Here is a 15,460-nt window from a genome sequence, read left to right on the forward strand (position 1 = left end):
GGATTAATTGTTCGCTTGCCAGCGAGACGAAAACAGGTAAAAGTGTTTAGTATTTGTTGGCGCTGCGGCTGTCTACCGTCAGCGTTTTTGTGCTGCCATCCGGATTTGTGAGCATCCAGTGCAGCTGGGTACCGGTTCGCCGGATGGTAAACCGGCCGCCCAGTCCCCCGATGTCCTCGCCCAGATAAAGCGCAATGGCCTGTACCGGACACTCCTTAAGACAGGATGCGCAGCCCCAGCAACGCTCCGGCCGTAAAATTTCAGCTTTTCCCTGTTGCAGGCGTATCAGGCTGCCGGGACAGATGCTGCGGCACCGGCCGCATCCAATACATTGCTCTGACCTTATTTCAATGCTCATATGTTTCTCCTTCCCCAAAAAGCGGCCGGAAGAGAATCTTCAAATTGCCGTTCTCAATCCTGGAATTGACATAGCATTCCATTTCGGAACTGATGTCCGGGTAATCGGTGTTCTCTGCAAAGCTGTGCCAGCGTGTTTCCCGCCGGGCTGCCAAATGGGCGATCACTGACCGGCTGAGGATTAATCGTTCACGCAGCTCCAATATGTATACAAGTTCCTGCATATCCGGGGCTGCCAAAGCGTTTGTCTGCCTTTGAATCTCCTCAATCTTTTCATCGGCAATGCGGAGGGAGTCTTCAGAAAAACGGTAGTCGGAGCCAATCCCTCCGGCGTATTGATCCATGACGGACTGCATTTTTTCTTCCAATTCGTCTGTGGTAACACTGACTTTATCCTGGCTTATAAATCGCTCCAACCAGAGCTTTTTTTCCAGTACCTGCCCGGCATCTGGCAGCGCAGCTTCTCTGATCATGCAAGAAATCGCTGCATTTGCTGCGATTTCTCCCTCTGCAAATGCACCGGTTACGTACTTTTGGGGGCACCCTCCGGCCACATCTCCGGCAGCAAACAGTCCCTTTATGGTGGTTTCCCGATTGGTATCCACCCAATAGCCGCTGGCCGTGTGTCCTCCTACGATATAGGGTTCGGTTCCCTCAATTTCTACGTTTTTGATGCGGGGTGTTTCACCGCTTTCCAACCATCTTAGCGTTTGACTAGGTGCCATGTTGAGATACGCTTTCTGTAAATCCTCATCCTGTTCTTCTGTGATCCCCATGGTGCGCAGGGTGCATGGACCGCGGCCTTCACGGCTTTCTGTCACTGTTCCATGCAGGCGCTGAGAGGTGGTCAATCCATATTTCTGTTCATAGATCTCTCCCTGGGAATTGATCTGCTTTGCACCGACACCCTGTGCCAGCGTTCCTGTAGGTGCAATGGTATCCTTGCAGCGCAGGGCAATAAAGCGCATTTCCAAAGTGGTCATCTCAGCACCTGCCAGAATGCCCATGGCATATCCGGCACCGGTATTGAAGGGCGGATACCACATTTTGTGCCGGGAAAATCCGGGATGATTGGGGCGGTATAGGCCTGCAGCGCCGCCGGTGGCGCAGAGTACTGCTTTGGCCGTAAGGACGTACAGCACCGGCTCATCTATGCTGATGGCATAGGCGCCCTGAATGCGATTGTCCTTCACAATATACTCAAACACGTTGACGCGGTTCATCACTGTAATTTCCGGTCTCTTTGATACGGCGTCAGCCAATATCGGTTTTATGTTTTCTCCGTTTATTTTAATATTTCGATTACCGCGTATGGTATATCCGCCTTGCTCATCCTTGAGAACCGTAAGTCCCAGTCCTTCCAGTTTTTGCGCTGTCCGGTTCAGTCTCTCGGCTATTGTCAAAAGTAAGTCACCGCGTACAATCCCTTGCGCGTCGTTACGGGCGTAATCCACATAATCCTGAGGCGTTTTTCCCGGCACGATGTATGCGTTGATTGCATTGACCCCTGCGGCCAGGCAGCCGCTGCGCCGTATATCCGCCTTATCGGTAATCAATATGCGGCCGCAGCTTTGTTCACTGAATGTCAAAGCAGCATAACACCCTGCTGTGCCGCCGCCAATGATCAAAAAATCTGTTTCTAAATATTCCGTACGTAGCATCTTACTGAACTGTTTCATGAAATCACCTACTTTATCTATGGGAAATATATAATATGACTCATTTTACTTGTTCGAAAGATGGAAATCCAGAGCAAATTACGCAATCGTTACACAAGAAAATCAGTAAAATTATGGAAAAAACTGGCGCAAACGTTACACAAGATTTATCTTGATTTTTCATATTTATCTATATATCATACTAAACATATAGATATAATATGTTAATTGGGGGAGGGTAATCGTATGACATTAAAAGAAGTTGCGGCACGGGCCGGGGTTTCTGTGTCCACCGTTTCCAGAATTATCAATTCAGCGGACGGGAGCTTCGCCCGCAAGGAAACCCAGGACCGGGTATGGGCTGTCATCAAGGAAACTGGTTATATGCCCAACCAGAGTGCACGGAACTTAAAAAGGGGGAAAAACGGGGGACAGCAAACACCGGCCGGAACGTTTGCCTGTATTTTAGGGAGAGCGAAGACTTTGGATGATAATCCCTTTTTTGCTCAGCTTGCGCAAGTCATTGAACAGCAGGCCATGGAACGAAACTATCCTGTACGGCTCTCTTATTCCGTTTTTGATATCAAAATGATCTCGACCCTTGAAAAAATTGAATCGGCAAACGTGGACGGCGCTATTGTGCTTGGGCGGTTCAGTGAGGCAGCAACAGCATTCCTGGAGAGTCATTACAAAAATATCGTTTATGTGGGACGTAATTTAATTCATGCTGAATGGGATCAGGTAATTTGCGATGGCTATGAGGCAACACAAATGGCCATAGAACACCTTGTCTCCTATGGCCACCGGCGGATTGGCTATATTGGTGAAACAGACGATGAAACACGGTACCAGGCGTATCGTGATATGATTTGTAAATGCGGACTGGAAGACAACCGGCGTTTCGTTTGCAATGTCCCGCACACCGGCGAGGGGGGATACCGGGGAGCGGATCTGCTTTTGCGCGGGTGTGCTGAGTTGCCCACCGCAGTTTTTTGCGCAGCCGATGTGTCAGCCATTGCTGCATTGCGCCGCTTCAGGGAGGCGAGAATCAAGGTCCCGGAGCAGCTTTCCATAATCAGCATGGACAATATAGAATTGTCCAGCTATGTTTCTCCCATGCTGACAACAGTTGGCATGCCAATTGCTGAAATAGGAAGCATGGCGGTACAGTTGCTCATCGGCCGGATTCACAAACAACACCGGCTCCCGCTGAAACTATACCTGCCGAATAAGTTGATGCGGCGGGAAAGCGTATTCAATATAAACGAAGGAATGTATATATGAAAGACAAAATACGATGGGATATCCTGCTTGTTGGTTTCGGTAATTTGGCGGTTTTAGAGGGTGAGGTGAGGTTCCTGTTTCCCGGCTGCCGGGTCATCTCTGCACGGACGGTACAGTCAGGGCTTACGCTTTCTCCTATCCGGCAGATGTTTCTGCAAACGATTGCTGAATGATATGACCTTTTTATATAAGCAAACGTTTGCTTAATTTGCCGTTGCAATCATGGAATCAGATTCGTATAATGCATAGTAAACATATTTGTTTTGTATGTAATGGATTTGGGGGTGAATCTGATGCGAAAAAAAACTGCTCTGCGCATGACGGCAAAGTGCCGATGTTATAAATGTTGTCACTTTACTGCTGGGAAAACCTGTGGCTTAAAAGAACGAATGTGATTTCAGATTTTCTAAATTAAAATGAGGCATAAAAATAACATGGCGAAATGAGGTATTTCCATTATGAAACGTATAACGATATTATCCAATAAGGTCTTAGGGCCAACTGTCGTATTAGCTTCTGTCCTCGGTGTATTAACGGGCTGCTCCGGTAATGCTGTCACTTCTGATGGGAACCGTGGGGCCTCTGAATCAAAAACGGTATCAATTACAAATGTCTCCTATGACCCTACCCGGGAGTTGTATGAGCAATATAACAAGCTTTTCCAAACCTATTGGGAGGAGGAAAAAGGGCAGGCCGTGGAAATCACTCAGTCTCACGGCGGATCAGGCAAGCAGGCACGTTCCGTATTGGAGGGCAACGAGGCCGATGTGGTAACACTGGCCCTTGAGGGCGATGTGGATGAACTGCGAAAAGGCGGACTGATTGAAGACGGCTGGGTAGACGAACTTCCAAAGAACAGTTCCCCCTATACCTCCACAATTGTATTCCTGGTTCGAAAAGGGAATCCGAAAAACATTCAGGATTGGGATGATCTTGCCGGGCCAGGTGTTGAAGTCATCACCCCTGATCCGAAAAGCTCCGGCGGCGCCCGGTGGAACTTTTTAGCTGCCTGGGCCTACTCCGATAAAACATATGGCGGGAATGAGACAAAGAACAGAGAGTTTTTACAAGCGCTTTACGCCAATGTATCCGTACTGGATTCTGGCGCCAGGGGAGCAACCACAACATTTGTAGAAAACAAAAAAGGGGATGTGCTGTTGGCGTGGGAGAACGAGGCGTTTCTTTCGGTGGTGGAGCATCCCGATGAATATGAGATTATAACTCCCAGCTTAAGCATTCTGGCACAGCCGTCCGTTGCTGTGGTAGACGCCAATGCCAAAAAGCACGAAACAGAGGAGATTGCTAAGGCTTACCTTGCTTACCTCTATTCAGACGCGGCTCAGCGGCTGGAGGGAGAAAATTATTACCGTCCTTCCAATCCTGACATCCTGAAGGAATTTGGAGATACCTTTGATCTTGATATCCAGCTGGTCAATATCAACGATGATTTTGGAGGGTGGGCTTCCGCCAGTGAGAAATTTTTTGCCGACGGGGCGATTTTTGATCAGATTTATAAGAAGTAACACGGCTGCAATCGCCAGGCGCAGGGGGAATCATGCATAACTTTGAAAAAATTTTTTTAAAACGGAAAATCAGAGTGATACCAGGATTTGGTCTTTCCATCGGCATCACGGTCACAATGCTCAGCTTGGTTGTGCTGATTCCTCTGTTTTCTGTATTCTTACTACTTTCCGATTCTTCTTTCAGCGATTTTTTGAGAGTGATTACGGATAAACAAACGATAGCGGCCTATCAGGTCAGTCTCAGCTGCTCCGCCATTGCCGCGGTCGTTAATGTGGTGTTCGGTATTTTGCTGGCCTGGATTTTAACCCGTTATCAATTTCCTATGCGGCGGATATTGGATGGCCTGATCGAGCTGCCGCTCGCCCTTCCCACTGCTGTGGCAGGGATTGCGCTGACCACCTTATATTCTGAACACGGATGGATTGGCAGATGGTTTGCAAAAATAGGAGTGAAAATCTCCTATTCAAAAACAGGAATTGTGATTGCTATGATTTTTATCGGAATACCACTTGTGGTACGCTCCGTTCAGCCGGTTCTGGAAAAGCTGGATCCACAGTATGAGGAAGCGGCACAGGTATTAGGAGCCAGCCGCTCCCGTACCTTCTTTAAAGTGGTGCTTCCTGAAATTCTGCCGGCTGCCCTGACCGGTTTCGGCCTTGCCTTTGCCAAGTCCATTGGCGAATATGGCAGCGTGGTGTTTATCGCGGGAAATATCCCCTATGAGACACAGATCGTACCGCTTATTATCATGAATAAGCTGGAACAGTTCAACTATCCGGCTGCAACAGCAATTGCTTTCGTAATGGTGGTATTTGCGTTCCTGCTCCTGTTCGGTATCAACTTAATTCAGGCGCGCATCCAAAAAATTGCAAGGGGGTAAGGGCGAATGAAAGAGAACATCATAAAATGGCTTTTGATCTTAATTGGAGCGGCGTTTTTAGGCATCATGCTCGTATTGCCTCTTGCCGCCGTGCTGGTATATTCCCTGCGTCAAGGCTTTGAGGTTTTCTTCCTGGCAGTTACTGATGATTATACTGTGAAAGCACTAAAGCTGACGCTGTTTACTACGGTCATTTCTGTTGCTGTGAATACACTGTTTGGCGTTTTTGCTGCCTGGGGTATTTCTAAATTCCAATTTCGGGGAAAGCAGGCGCTTACTACGCTGATCGATATCCCATTCTCTATTTCCCCAATTATCGCGGGGCTGGTGTTTATACTGGTATTCGGGCGAATTGGCTGGGCATACCCTTTGCTGGAGGCATGGGATATTAAAATTGTATTTGCCGTACCTGGAATTGTATTAGCAACGATTTTTGTTACCTTTCCCTTTGTTGCCCGAGAGCTGATTCCCTTGATGCAGGCACAGGGCAGCGATGAGGAGGAAGCCGCAGCCCTGATGGGTGCGAAGGGGCTGCGGATTTTCCGCAAGGTTACTTTTCCGCATATCAAATGGGGACTCTTGTACGGTATTATTCTCTGCACAGCACGTGCTTTGGGCGAGTTTGGTGCGGTATCGGTAGTATCCGGCCATCTGCGAGGTAAGACAAATACATTACCGCTGCACGTGGAAATTCTGTTCAATGAATTTAAACTGACTGCGGCTTTTGCTGTCTCATCTATTTTGGTGTTGATTGCGGTATTGATTCTGATCCTGCGCAATATTGTAGAGTATCGTGTCAAGCGGGAAGAGAGGTAGGGCCTATGTATGTACAGCTAAAAAACATCAATAAAAAGTTCGGTTCTTATCAGGCCGCGGAGAACATTAGTTTTTCCATTGAAAAAGGAAAGCTGATTGGGCTGTTGGGTCCCTCAGGAAGCGGGAAAACAACTATTTTACGTATGATTGCAGGACTGGAAGCGCCGGACAGCGGCGATATTTATATCGATGGCCAGTGTGTGAACGGTCTTCCTGCAAGCAAACGGGGGATTGGCTTTGTATTTCAAAACTACGCCCTATTTCGTTATATGTCGGTTTTTGATAACATTGCATTTGGCCTGGAAGTACAGAAAAAGGATAAGACGTATACCAAACAGCGGGTAAACGAGCTGATAGAGCTTATCGGGCTGAAAGGGCTGGAAAACCGGCGGCCTCACCAGCTTTCAGGAGGACAGAAGCAGCGTGTGGCTTTTGCCAGGGCACTCGCGCCGAACCCTCATCTGCTGCTGCTTGATGAGCCCTTTGCCGCCATTGATGCGAAGGTGCGTAAAGAATTGCGTACATGGCTGAGAGAGACCATAAACAAGGTTGGGATCACCAGTATCTTTGTCACCCACGATCAGGAGGAAGCAGTCGAGGTAGCGGATGAAATCATCATCACCAATACTGGCCATATTGAACAAATCGGGTCACCGGTGGAGATTTATAAAAATCCGGCTACACCTTTTGCTGCGAGGTTTATTGGTGAATCCATGATTGTAGAGGATTATGGCCGGCTCAGCGGCTTTGAATTGGAAGAGGGCTATGAAAAAGCCGTTCTTCGGCCTGAATTCATAAAGGTCACAAGAACGGACAAAGAGGTCTATCCACACGCTTCTCAGCGTGCGGTCATCGAAGACAGCCTTTTTCGAGGCAATATGTTAGAGTTGAGATTGAATGTCAGTGGGATAAAGCTTGTTGCATACCGGTCCTTAGAGGATGACTTCCTCGCTGTCGGTGAAGAAGTCAGTGTGCTGATTTACCGTTTGTATCTTTACAACGACACACAGGTGCGCCTGGCGGAAAACAAGTCTTTTCAGGCCAGCGATATATTTACCATCTGACAGGTCAGTTTTCTTTGGGAGGGCTCCCCTTCTCATGATATGAACCAGTGATAAGTGTTTCTTCTGTTATCAGCTCATTCTGGAGGCGGTAAGATGAATCTTCTTTTAAAGTCAGGTGCTCTGTACCAGGAAGACAATAAGGCATCCGGCCTGGCATTGGCCAACATACACAATTGCTTGTTCGGTTTAGAAAAGCATATTATTGCAGGAGAAAAACAGTTCCTCACCCAGATCCGGACGGAGGTGCCTACCGGTGAGCGGATTTGTGATGTCTGCTCCAGGCAATACCTGCTGAAAAATTCTGACGGCGAGATTCTGTTATCCGGCGTTCCAAAATATGCAGACGAAAACGGTCCTTTCATTGTGTGGAAGTTCGGCTATCGGATGCCGCGGGTAAAATCTGCAGAACTCATGTTTCAGGACCGGATCGGACTTCTGCAGATGATCAACAGCCAAAACTACCGTTTGACTGACTCTTCCGGTAAAGTGATCCTCACTCTTTCACGCAGGGGAATCTTTTCTCGTTGCTGGAACCTTGACGCAGCAGAGGAGTTCTGTCCTGAGTTTTTATGTGGTATCTTTATATTTTGCCGATATATGGAGCAGGAGAATGAATTATTCATTGTATAACTGCAAGAACTTATGAAAGGTGTTCTGCTTTAAATATTTTCTGATAAGTGAATAGGAATAATAGTGATAGAGTGTGTTTCCAGGACATGGCCTTAAGAAGAAAAATAAACTGACCCGGAATAAGAGTGTTTTAATTCTTTCATTCCGGGCCGCTTATTATGTATATGCTGCAGATCTTAAATTTCCTCATAGTGCAGAAGCCTCTTGCGTATTTGACTGTATTTTAATATGGTGGTGTCCACATACACTCAGGCATATACAGCGGCTGTACCATCTTCATCATAATTATTCCTCTTCAAAAGGAGAAATGTCATGTAATCCCACCATCATATTTTCTTTATAAGAGCAGGAATTCCGTTAATGGTATTCTAGCATGACAGAATTATCTTGTAAACACGTGTGTAAAATTTAAGCCTTAGGACAGAGTTCCTTTATAGTTTTTTAACGCCTGTGCCAGCTGATCCGGGCAGGAGGTGGGTCTGAAGCCGCACTGGATCCCTTCCAGCCTTTTGATTGCTTCGTCTACATCCATGCCTTCCACCAGCCGGGACACGCCCTGGGTGTTGCCGGAGCAGCCGCCTACAAACTGAACTTTAACCAGTTTGTTATCCTCAACTTCAAAATTGATTTCCTGCGAACAAACGCCGCGTGTTTTATATTTCAAATTAAATTCCTCCAAATTATAAAATTTCATTCATAGCAGATTATAAAATTATAGGAAATCCAGGCAAGGATGTCAATAGCTCTTTGCAAACCGGAAATATTCAGTCATTCCAAACCGTGATTCATACGAGGATCAGCCTTTAAGTCCAAAGAAATCCAGTGAATTTCCCGTGTATTTTTCCTGACAAATTTGATACAAACTGTTATAATAGGTAGCAGTGTACTTATATGCCCGGAAAACACGGGTTTAAATGGAAAGGAGAACAATTATGTTAGGAATCATCGGGGCCATGGATGTAGAAGTGGCAGAAGTAAAAAAAGCCATGGAGGATGTTACGGTAGAGACCATCGCTGCAATGGATTTTTATAGAGGAATCTTAAAAGGGAAGGAAGCGGTGGTGGTTCGTTCCGGCATCGGCAAGGTAAATGCGGCAATCTGCACTCAGATTCTGGCCGATCATTACCATGTGACTGCGGTCATCAATACCGGAATCGCCGGTTCTCTGAAGAATGAAATCAACATCGGGGATGTGGTGCTGTCCACAGATACGGTCCATCATGATATGGATGCCACTGGCTTTGGATACCCTGCAGGGCAGATCCCCCAGATGAAGGAATTTGCTTTTCAAGCAGATGAAAGGCTTCGGAATCTGGCTGAAGAGTGCTGCAGGAAGGTCAATCCTGAGATTGAAGTTTTCGTCGGAAGGGTAGTTTCAGGGGACCAGTTTATTTCTGATAAGGTTAAGAAACAGTGGATAGGGGATACCTTTGGGGGATATTGTACGGAAATGGAAGGAGCTGCGATCGCACAGGCGGCGTACTTAAACCACATCCCTTTTCTCATCATCAGAGCCATTTCAGATAAGGCGGATGACAGCGCAAATATGGACTATAGCGAGTTTGAGGAGAAGGCGGTTAAGCATTCTGTGAACCTTATTTTAGCCATAGCTGAACGGTATTCATATTAGGTTAAGAATCGAATCCTGACAGGATTTGACGAACGATTCTAGGCTCTCTCATCTTCCCAAAGCGAAATCGTGTGATTATAATAAACCTATCACCGGTCGAAACCGGAAAGAAAGGGGAGTTATAATTATGCTGGAATTTTTACAGACAGGCAAGGCGCTATTCGTGCTGGGAGCCCTGTGCGGCATCGGCATTGTCACCAGATGGCTGACACGTAACCTCTACAAAAGATTGATCAAAGAATCTGATAACCTTACATTGACCAAAAACAAGAGTCTTCGGGCATTTAAACAGAAGACGGAAAACACGTACCAGATTAACCAGGGAATCCCAAAGGTAAAGCCGTATCTGGAACGGCAGATGTATGATTTTAAATATATGGGAGTAACACTCCACGGCTGGAATATATTTTCCAACCAAATGACACTATGGTGCTTTCTGGCAGGAGGTGCGGCGGCATTTGCATCCTACTGGTTCCGTGCCGATTCTTATTACATAGTCTTGTATGGCTCTGCAGGTATCATGGGCGGACTGTTTACTATTCTGGTAGACCACGGCGCAGGAATTGTGGAGAAGCGGCAGCAGCTGTTTGCGACTCTGGACAATTATCTGGAGAATACGTTGATTTACCGGTTGGATATGGAAAGAGAGGAAACACAGGCAATGTCGGGGCCTCATATGGAAACCCGTGAAAATATAAGATCCATTTATTCCCAGTCACCAAAGGGAGGAGTAGAAGTCGAGCCGGAGCAGGACAAGAAGGCAGACAGGAGAAGCGCAAGGCAAAGAAATGGGACATTAGAAAAACCCTTAAGGAGCCGCACTCACAAACAGTCCATGGATGTGTTTTCCGATGCTCCGGAGCAGGTGCCCGAAAGAGCGGAAAGCCAGGCGCAGCCAGACCTTAAGAACTCCAGGCGGGATGTGGATTACTTAAAACGGAGCCTGGAACAGATTGCCGCCAGCAGGGAAAGAGAACGGGGCGGCAGGCAGGGAGAGGACTGGTTAAAGGATCTAAGCCCTGATGAGTTAAAGCTGATCGGTGAAATTCTTCAGGAATATTTAACGTGAACGTTTGGAAGGCGGAAAGAAAATCATGTCGCATTCAGAACCATTCTGTGGTATAATTTTCCTAAGCAGGGAGTCAGAAACCTGAAGTCAAATAACCCATAGCTAGTTACGGGCTATTTGGCCCCGCAGGCAGTTGCCAAGGTCAGGAAAGCTTGGCTTCGGCTCGCTGCCGTTGCGAGAATAGAAGGAAAAGGAGAATAATAGCAATGGGAAATGTAATTTTTGATTATTCCAGGGCAGCAGGATTTGTATCAGCAGAGGAAATGGAGAACATGAAGGCCACAGCAATGTGTGCAAAGAGTGTGCTGATGGACAAGTCTGGTGCAGGCAGTGATTTCTTGGGTTGGATCGATCTTCCGGTGGATTATGATAAGGAAGAATTCCAGAGAATAAAGATGGCAGCAGAGAAAATTCAAAATGATTCGGATGTTCTGCTGGTCATCGGTATCGGCGGTTCCTATCTTGGAGCCAGGGCAGCCATAGAATTTTTATCCCACAGCTTTTACAATGTATTGCCAAAAGGAAAACGTAAAACTCCGGAGATTTATTTCGTTGGAAACAGCATCAGCAGCAAATACATCCATGACCTAAAGGATGTGCTGGAAGGAAAGGATTTCTCCGTTAATATTATATCAAAATCAGGAACCACCACAGAGCCGGCAATCGCTTTCCGGGTATTTAAGGATATGCTGATTGAGAAATATGGCCGTGAAGAGGCAAATAAAAGGATTTATGCCACTACGGATAAGGCAAGGGGCGCTCTGAAGAATCTGGCTGACGAGGAAGGCTATGAATCTTTCGTGGTTCCGGATGACGTAGGAGGACGTTTCTCAGTGCTTACAGCAGTCGGCCTTCTTCCGATTGCAGTATCCGGCGCTGATATTGATAAATTAATGGAAGGCGCGGAGGCGGCCAGGATGGAAGCCCTGGAAGCGCCCTATGAGTCAAACGGCGCCCTTCAGTATGCGGCTGTGCGCAATATCCTGCTTCGGAAAGGGAAAACGGTGGAGATCGTGGCAAACTATGAGCCAAGCCTTCATTATGTTTCCGAGTGGTGGAAGCAGTTATTTGGAGAAAGTGAAGGAAAAGATCAAAGAGGGATCTTTCCAGCCGCAGTGGATTTAACCACAGACTTGCACTCTATGGGACAGTTTATTCAGGATGGGGCCAGAATTATGTTTGAAACCGTGCTGGATGTCGAAGAATCGTCCGCGGAAATTCTCCTCAAGGAAGAAGCAGTTGATACCGATGGTATGAACTACCTTGCAGGAAAGAGCGTTGATTTTGTTAATAAGAGTGCTATGAACGGAACCATTCTGGCTCATACCGACGGAAACGTGCCAAATCTTATGGTAAGGATTCCCGGACAGGATGAGTACAGCCTGGGACAGCTGTTCTACTTCTTTGAATATGCTTGCGGCATCAGCGGATATATTTTGGGTGTAAATCCGTTTAACCAGCCAGGAGTAGAAAGCTATAAGAAGAATATGTTCGCACTTCTTGGAAAACCTGGATTTGAGAAGGAAAGGGAGGAACTCTTAAAGAGGTTATAGAGTGTTGGCAGGAAACGCCGGTATTCTGGTTCAGACTTAAAAAAGTCGGACCGGAGTACCGGCTTTTATATATTTTTTGGCTTAATTGGGAACAATAAAGAGATATTTAAGAAAAACTTAGATATGAAATGTCGGTGCAGTATAGTATACTTATAATTGTGATAAAAACACATAATTAAAGGAGGAAGATATGAAAAAATATTTAATGCTTTTACTTGCTGTGGCTACGGCCCTGTCATTGACTGCTTGCAAAGGGGAAAAAGATCCAAAGGTGCTTTATGATGAGGCCTCGAAAAAAACGTCGGAGCTGACATCCATGGATGTGACCTCTGTGATCAACATGCAGATGACCCAGGGAGAGGAAACCACAGACATCAATATGGATCTTGATATGAAGATGGCGGACATTAACACCGAGAACATGAGATATCTGGCTAAGGGCACTACTTCACTTATGGGCCAGAATCTGGATATCCTCATGTATTATGAGAACGGTTATTATTATATGGATTCCATGGGCCAGAAGGTGAAATACGCCATGGATTTAGATGCCATGATGAAACAGGTAAAGCAGAGCACAGAAGGCGCAAGCGTAAATTCTTCTTATCTCAAGGAGATCACGGCAAAGAAGGATGGAAATAACCAGGTCCTTACCTTTACGGTTGATGCTGAAAAGATGGATGCCTACGTTCAGGATATGATGGGGCAGTTAGGAACCAACATGGAAGGCGTAACTTACACCATCAAAGAGGCAAGCGGTGAAGCAACGGTCAATAAGGATGGGTACTTTACAAACTCAAAGGTCAAGATGTCCCTTGAAATGAATACTCAGGGTGAGACGATAGCTATGGTAATGGATACAGATTCCACTTACAACAATCCTGGTCAAACCGTTGAGGTCACAGCGCCGGATCTGGAGGGATATACGGAAATCGATGCAAGCGCAATGGAAAACCAGTAAATCGATTGCATAATAAAAAGTTCCCATCATTAGCTCATACCTAATCAATGAAGTATTAAGGAATATTCAGAAAGGCAAAGGCATTTGAAGCGGCAGGATATGCCAGAAAGCTTCCGCCTTTGCCTTTTTTAAATATTTTGAGTTTATCTCTATGTGAAAGCTATACATTTATTCATAACTGCCATTATCTCCATTTACCATTGCCTTAAATTCTTAATCGCACTTTTCGTACAATTCTGTATGGTCTGTTAATAAATATATTGATTCAAATCCTATATTACCTAAATTTTTTCTGGAAAAAACCAAATAGTAATTTGATATGCTAAATCCGCGATAAATTTTTTAGACATATAAATTGGGTTTGAGTCTTTCTGTTCATGGAAGTCATTTTCTATAAATCCTGCCAAGCTGTAATTTCCCACTTTTCATCTTAAAAATTTACCATTGAGAGATTCCTGTTTTTTATTGTGCACTCATTTTGTTAGAACAATAATCTTCCGCCTTTGAATCTTCCTTCTCCATACCTTATATATAGCATGGGTGTTAAGAACATTGTCTATATATTTTAGTAAAATGTGGTAAAGATTTACTGGAAGAATATTTGAGGAAAATATAAAAAGTTAATAATAATCACAAAAACAGGTAATTATGCACAAATACCATATATGAAAAATGTTAAAAATAGAAGAAGATACAAAGATTCGACTAAAATTGTTGAAAAATTACTTAGTAAATTATATAATGATTTTATCAAAAAAGAGGAGGTATTTTTATGAAAAGAAAGTTGGCAGCATTGTGTATGTTATCTCTGACAGTTATAACCGTATTAAGTGGATGCGGCGGAAGTAATGCCAATCAGGATTCAGCAAAAGGCGGAAAAACTAAAATCCGTTTTGCATCCTGGGATGTGGCAGAAGATGTAGACCGCCAGCAGGAGCTGGTGGATAAGTTTAATGCGGCACATGAGGATATTGAAGTAGCTCTGGAAGCCTATGGTAAAGATTTTGATACAAAAATCAGTGCAGGCATGGGATCCGGGGATACTCCCGACGTAATGTATATGTGGAATTATCCAGCGTATTATCAGGGGTTAGAACCGCTGGATAGCTTTATTGAAAAAGAAGGGGAAGCATATAAAGCTAATTTCTATGATACCTTATGGAATTACAACTCCATGGATGGACAAATATATGGTATTCCGATCGGATTTACGACACACACCTTGTTCTATAATAAGGATTTATTCCAGGAAGCAGGAATTCCTGAGCCTACCAATGATTGGACATGGGATGATTTGCAGCAAGCGGCAAAGACCATATCTGAAAAAACCTCTGCAAAAGGCTTTGCATTCCCGATGAAGCCGGATCCATATGATTTTGAAATGTATTTATGGAGCAATGGAGCAGCGTATTGTGACAATGAGGGAAAGCTGGAGGGAAACATTAATTCCAAAGAGTCAGAGGAAGTGTTCCAGATGTTCCAGGATATGGAGAAAGATGGATATGCAGTTGCAACGGAAAAAAGCGGAACCGATGAATTCCGTTCCGGAGCAGTAGCAATGTATGTTTATGGTGCGTGGTCAATTAATTCCTTAAAGGAAGACGGTTTAAACTACGGCGTGGTTGCGATTCCCGCTTTTGCCAATGCAGGAAAAGATTCTGTCAGTATTTTAAGTTCTTCCGGTATCTCCATTTCAAAAGACAGCAAGTATAAAGAAGCAGCATGGGAATTTGTGAAATTCTGGACCAATGAAGAATCCAATAAAGCGCGTATTGGTCTGGAATTACCGGTACTTAGCAGTGTTGTAGGATCTGAAAAGATTATGGATCAGCCGGAATATGCACCATTCTACTTAATGCTTGAACAAAGCACGGGTTATACTTCTGCAAGCTTTATTATTAAAGAGTGGTCTGAATTATCAGAAAACCTGTCCTTGTCCTTTGAAGAAGTATTTAATCCAAGTTCTCTTCAGAGCGTACCGGATGTATTGAACAGTGCGGCACAGCAGTAAAACAAAATAGAAAAGAAGAATT

15 protein-coding genes are annotated in these 15,460 nt (G+C 45.2%); 12 read left to right on the forward strand and 3 right to left on the reverse strand.

Annotated features, from left to right (window positions below; all coding sequences use genetic code 11):
- Positions 1-46 precede the first annotated feature (46 nt).
- Together BMX69_RS20065 and BMX69_RS20070 are read right to left on the reverse strand one after the other, a co-directional pair.
- On the reverse strand, positions 47-358 hold the full coding sequence (locus BMX69_RS20065) for an indolepyruvate ferredoxin oxidoreductase subunit alpha (RefSeq protein ID WP_054791985.1): 312 nt from the start codon (positions 356-358) through the stop codon (positions 47-49).
- Positions 348-2,036: an adenylyl-sulfate reductase subunit alpha gene (locus BMX69_RS20070; RefSeq protein ID WP_100043331.1), complete on the reverse strand. Its 1,689-nt coding sequence runs from the start codon at positions 2,034-2,036 to the stop codon at positions 348-350. The genes BMX69_RS20065 and BMX69_RS20070 overlap by 11 nt, the downstream gene beginning before the upstream one ends.
- Before the next feature lie 225 nt (positions 2,037-2,261).
- On the opposite strand from BMX69_RS20070, the gene BMX69_RS20075 reads away from it, so the two are divergent.
- The 7 genes from BMX69_RS20075 to BMX69_RS20100 all read left to right on the forward strand — a co-directional run bounded on the left by BMX69_RS20075 (position 2,262) and on the right by BMX69_RS20100 (position 8,213).
- On the forward strand, positions 2,262-3,299 hold the full coding sequence (locus tag BMX69_RS20075; RefSeq protein ID WP_100043332.1) for a LacI family DNA-binding transcriptional regulator: 1,038 nt from the start codon (positions 2,262-2,264) through the stop codon (positions 3,297-3,299).
- The gene (locus tag BMX69_RS24210; protein ID WP_157724441.1) at positions 3,296-3,472 is read left to right on the forward strand and encodes a hypothetical protein; all 177 of its coding nucleotides are present in this window, start codon (positions 3,296-3,298) and stop codon (positions 3,470-3,472) included. Before BMX69_RS20075 ends, BMX69_RS24210 begins: the two co-directional genes overlap by 4 nt.
- Positions 3,473-3,757: 285 nt before the next feature.
- Entirely contained in the window at positions 3,758-4,822 is a 1,065-nt protein-coding gene (locus BMX69_RS20080) for a sulfate ABC transporter substrate-binding protein (RefSeq protein WP_100043333.1), read from the forward strand.
- Between the two features lie 32 nt (positions 4,823-4,854).
- Positions 4,855-5,703 (forward strand): sulfate ABC transporter permease subunit CysT, encoded by an 849-nt coding sequence (cysT, locus tag BMX69_RS20085; RefSeq protein ID WP_100043334.1) that lies wholly within the window; start codon positions 4,855-4,857, stop codon positions 5,701-5,703.
- Positions 5,704-5,709: 6 nt separating this feature from the next.
- Positions 5,710-6,519: a sulfate ABC transporter permease subunit CysW gene (cysW, locus tag BMX69_RS20090; RefSeq protein ID WP_100043335.1), complete on the forward strand. Its 810-nt coding sequence runs from the start codon at positions 5,710-5,712 to the stop codon at positions 6,517-6,519.
- Between the two features lie 5 nt (positions 6,520-6,524).
- On the forward strand, positions 6,525-7,583 hold the full coding sequence (locus BMX69_RS20095) for an ABC transporter ATP-binding protein (RefSeq protein ID WP_100043336.1): 1,059 nt from the start codon (positions 6,525-6,527) through the stop codon (positions 7,581-7,583).
- Positions 7,584-7,676: 93 nt separating this feature from the next.
- Positions 7,677-8,213, forward strand: coding sequence for a hypothetical protein (locus BMX69_RS20100; RefSeq protein WP_054791268.1), 537 nt, complete (start codon positions 7,677-7,679; stop codon positions 8,211-8,213).
- A gap of 415 nt (positions 8,214-8,628) precedes the next feature.
- Here BMX69_RS20100 and BMX69_RS20105 read toward each other — a convergent pair whose 3' ends face one another.
- Positions 8,629-8,877: a TIGR03905 family TSCPD domain-containing protein gene (locus tag BMX69_RS20105; protein ID WP_054791270.1), complete on the reverse strand. Its 249-nt coding sequence runs from the start codon at positions 8,875-8,877 to the stop codon at positions 8,629-8,631.
- A gap of 268 nt (positions 8,878-9,145) precedes the next feature.
- On the opposite strand from BMX69_RS20105, the gene BMX69_RS20110 reads away from it, so the two are divergent.
- From BMX69_RS20110 to BMX69_RS20130, 5 genes are all read left to right on the forward strand, one after another.
- Positions 9,146-9,844 (forward strand): 5'-methylthioadenosine/adenosylhomocysteine nucleosidase, encoded by a 699-nt coding sequence (locus BMX69_RS20110; protein WP_100043337.1) that lies wholly within the window; start codon positions 9,146-9,148, stop codon positions 9,842-9,844.
- 127 nt (positions 9,845-9,971) lie between these two features.
- A complete protein-coding gene (locus BMX69_RS20115; protein WP_054791271.1) occupies positions 9,972-10,913 on the forward strand; it encodes a hypothetical protein in 942 nt (313 codons plus the stop codon).
- A 206-nt stretch (positions 10,914-11,119) separates the two neighbouring features.
- A complete protein-coding gene (locus tag BMX69_RS20120; RefSeq protein WP_100043338.1) occupies positions 11,120-12,466 on the forward strand; it encodes a glucose-6-phosphate isomerase in 1,347 nt (448 codons plus the stop codon).
- 190 nt (positions 12,467-12,656) lie between these two features.
- Positions 12,657-13,427, forward strand: coding sequence for a DUF6612 family protein (locus BMX69_RS20125; protein WP_092241392.1), 771 nt, complete (start codon positions 12,657-12,659; stop codon positions 13,425-13,427).
- A gap of 772 nt (positions 13,428-14,199) precedes the next feature.
- Positions 14,200-15,438: an ABC transporter substrate-binding protein gene (locus BMX69_RS20130; protein WP_054791272.1), complete on the forward strand. Its 1,239-nt coding sequence runs from the start codon at positions 14,200-14,202 to the stop codon at positions 15,436-15,438.
- The last annotated feature ends 22 nt before the right edge of the window (positions 15,439-15,460 follow it).

Source organism: Lacrimispora sphenoides JCM 1415, from assembly GCF_900105615.1.
GTDB classification, from domain to species: domain Bacteria; phylum Bacillota; class Clostridia; order Lachnospirales; family Lachnospiraceae; genus Lacrimispora; species Lacrimispora sphenoides.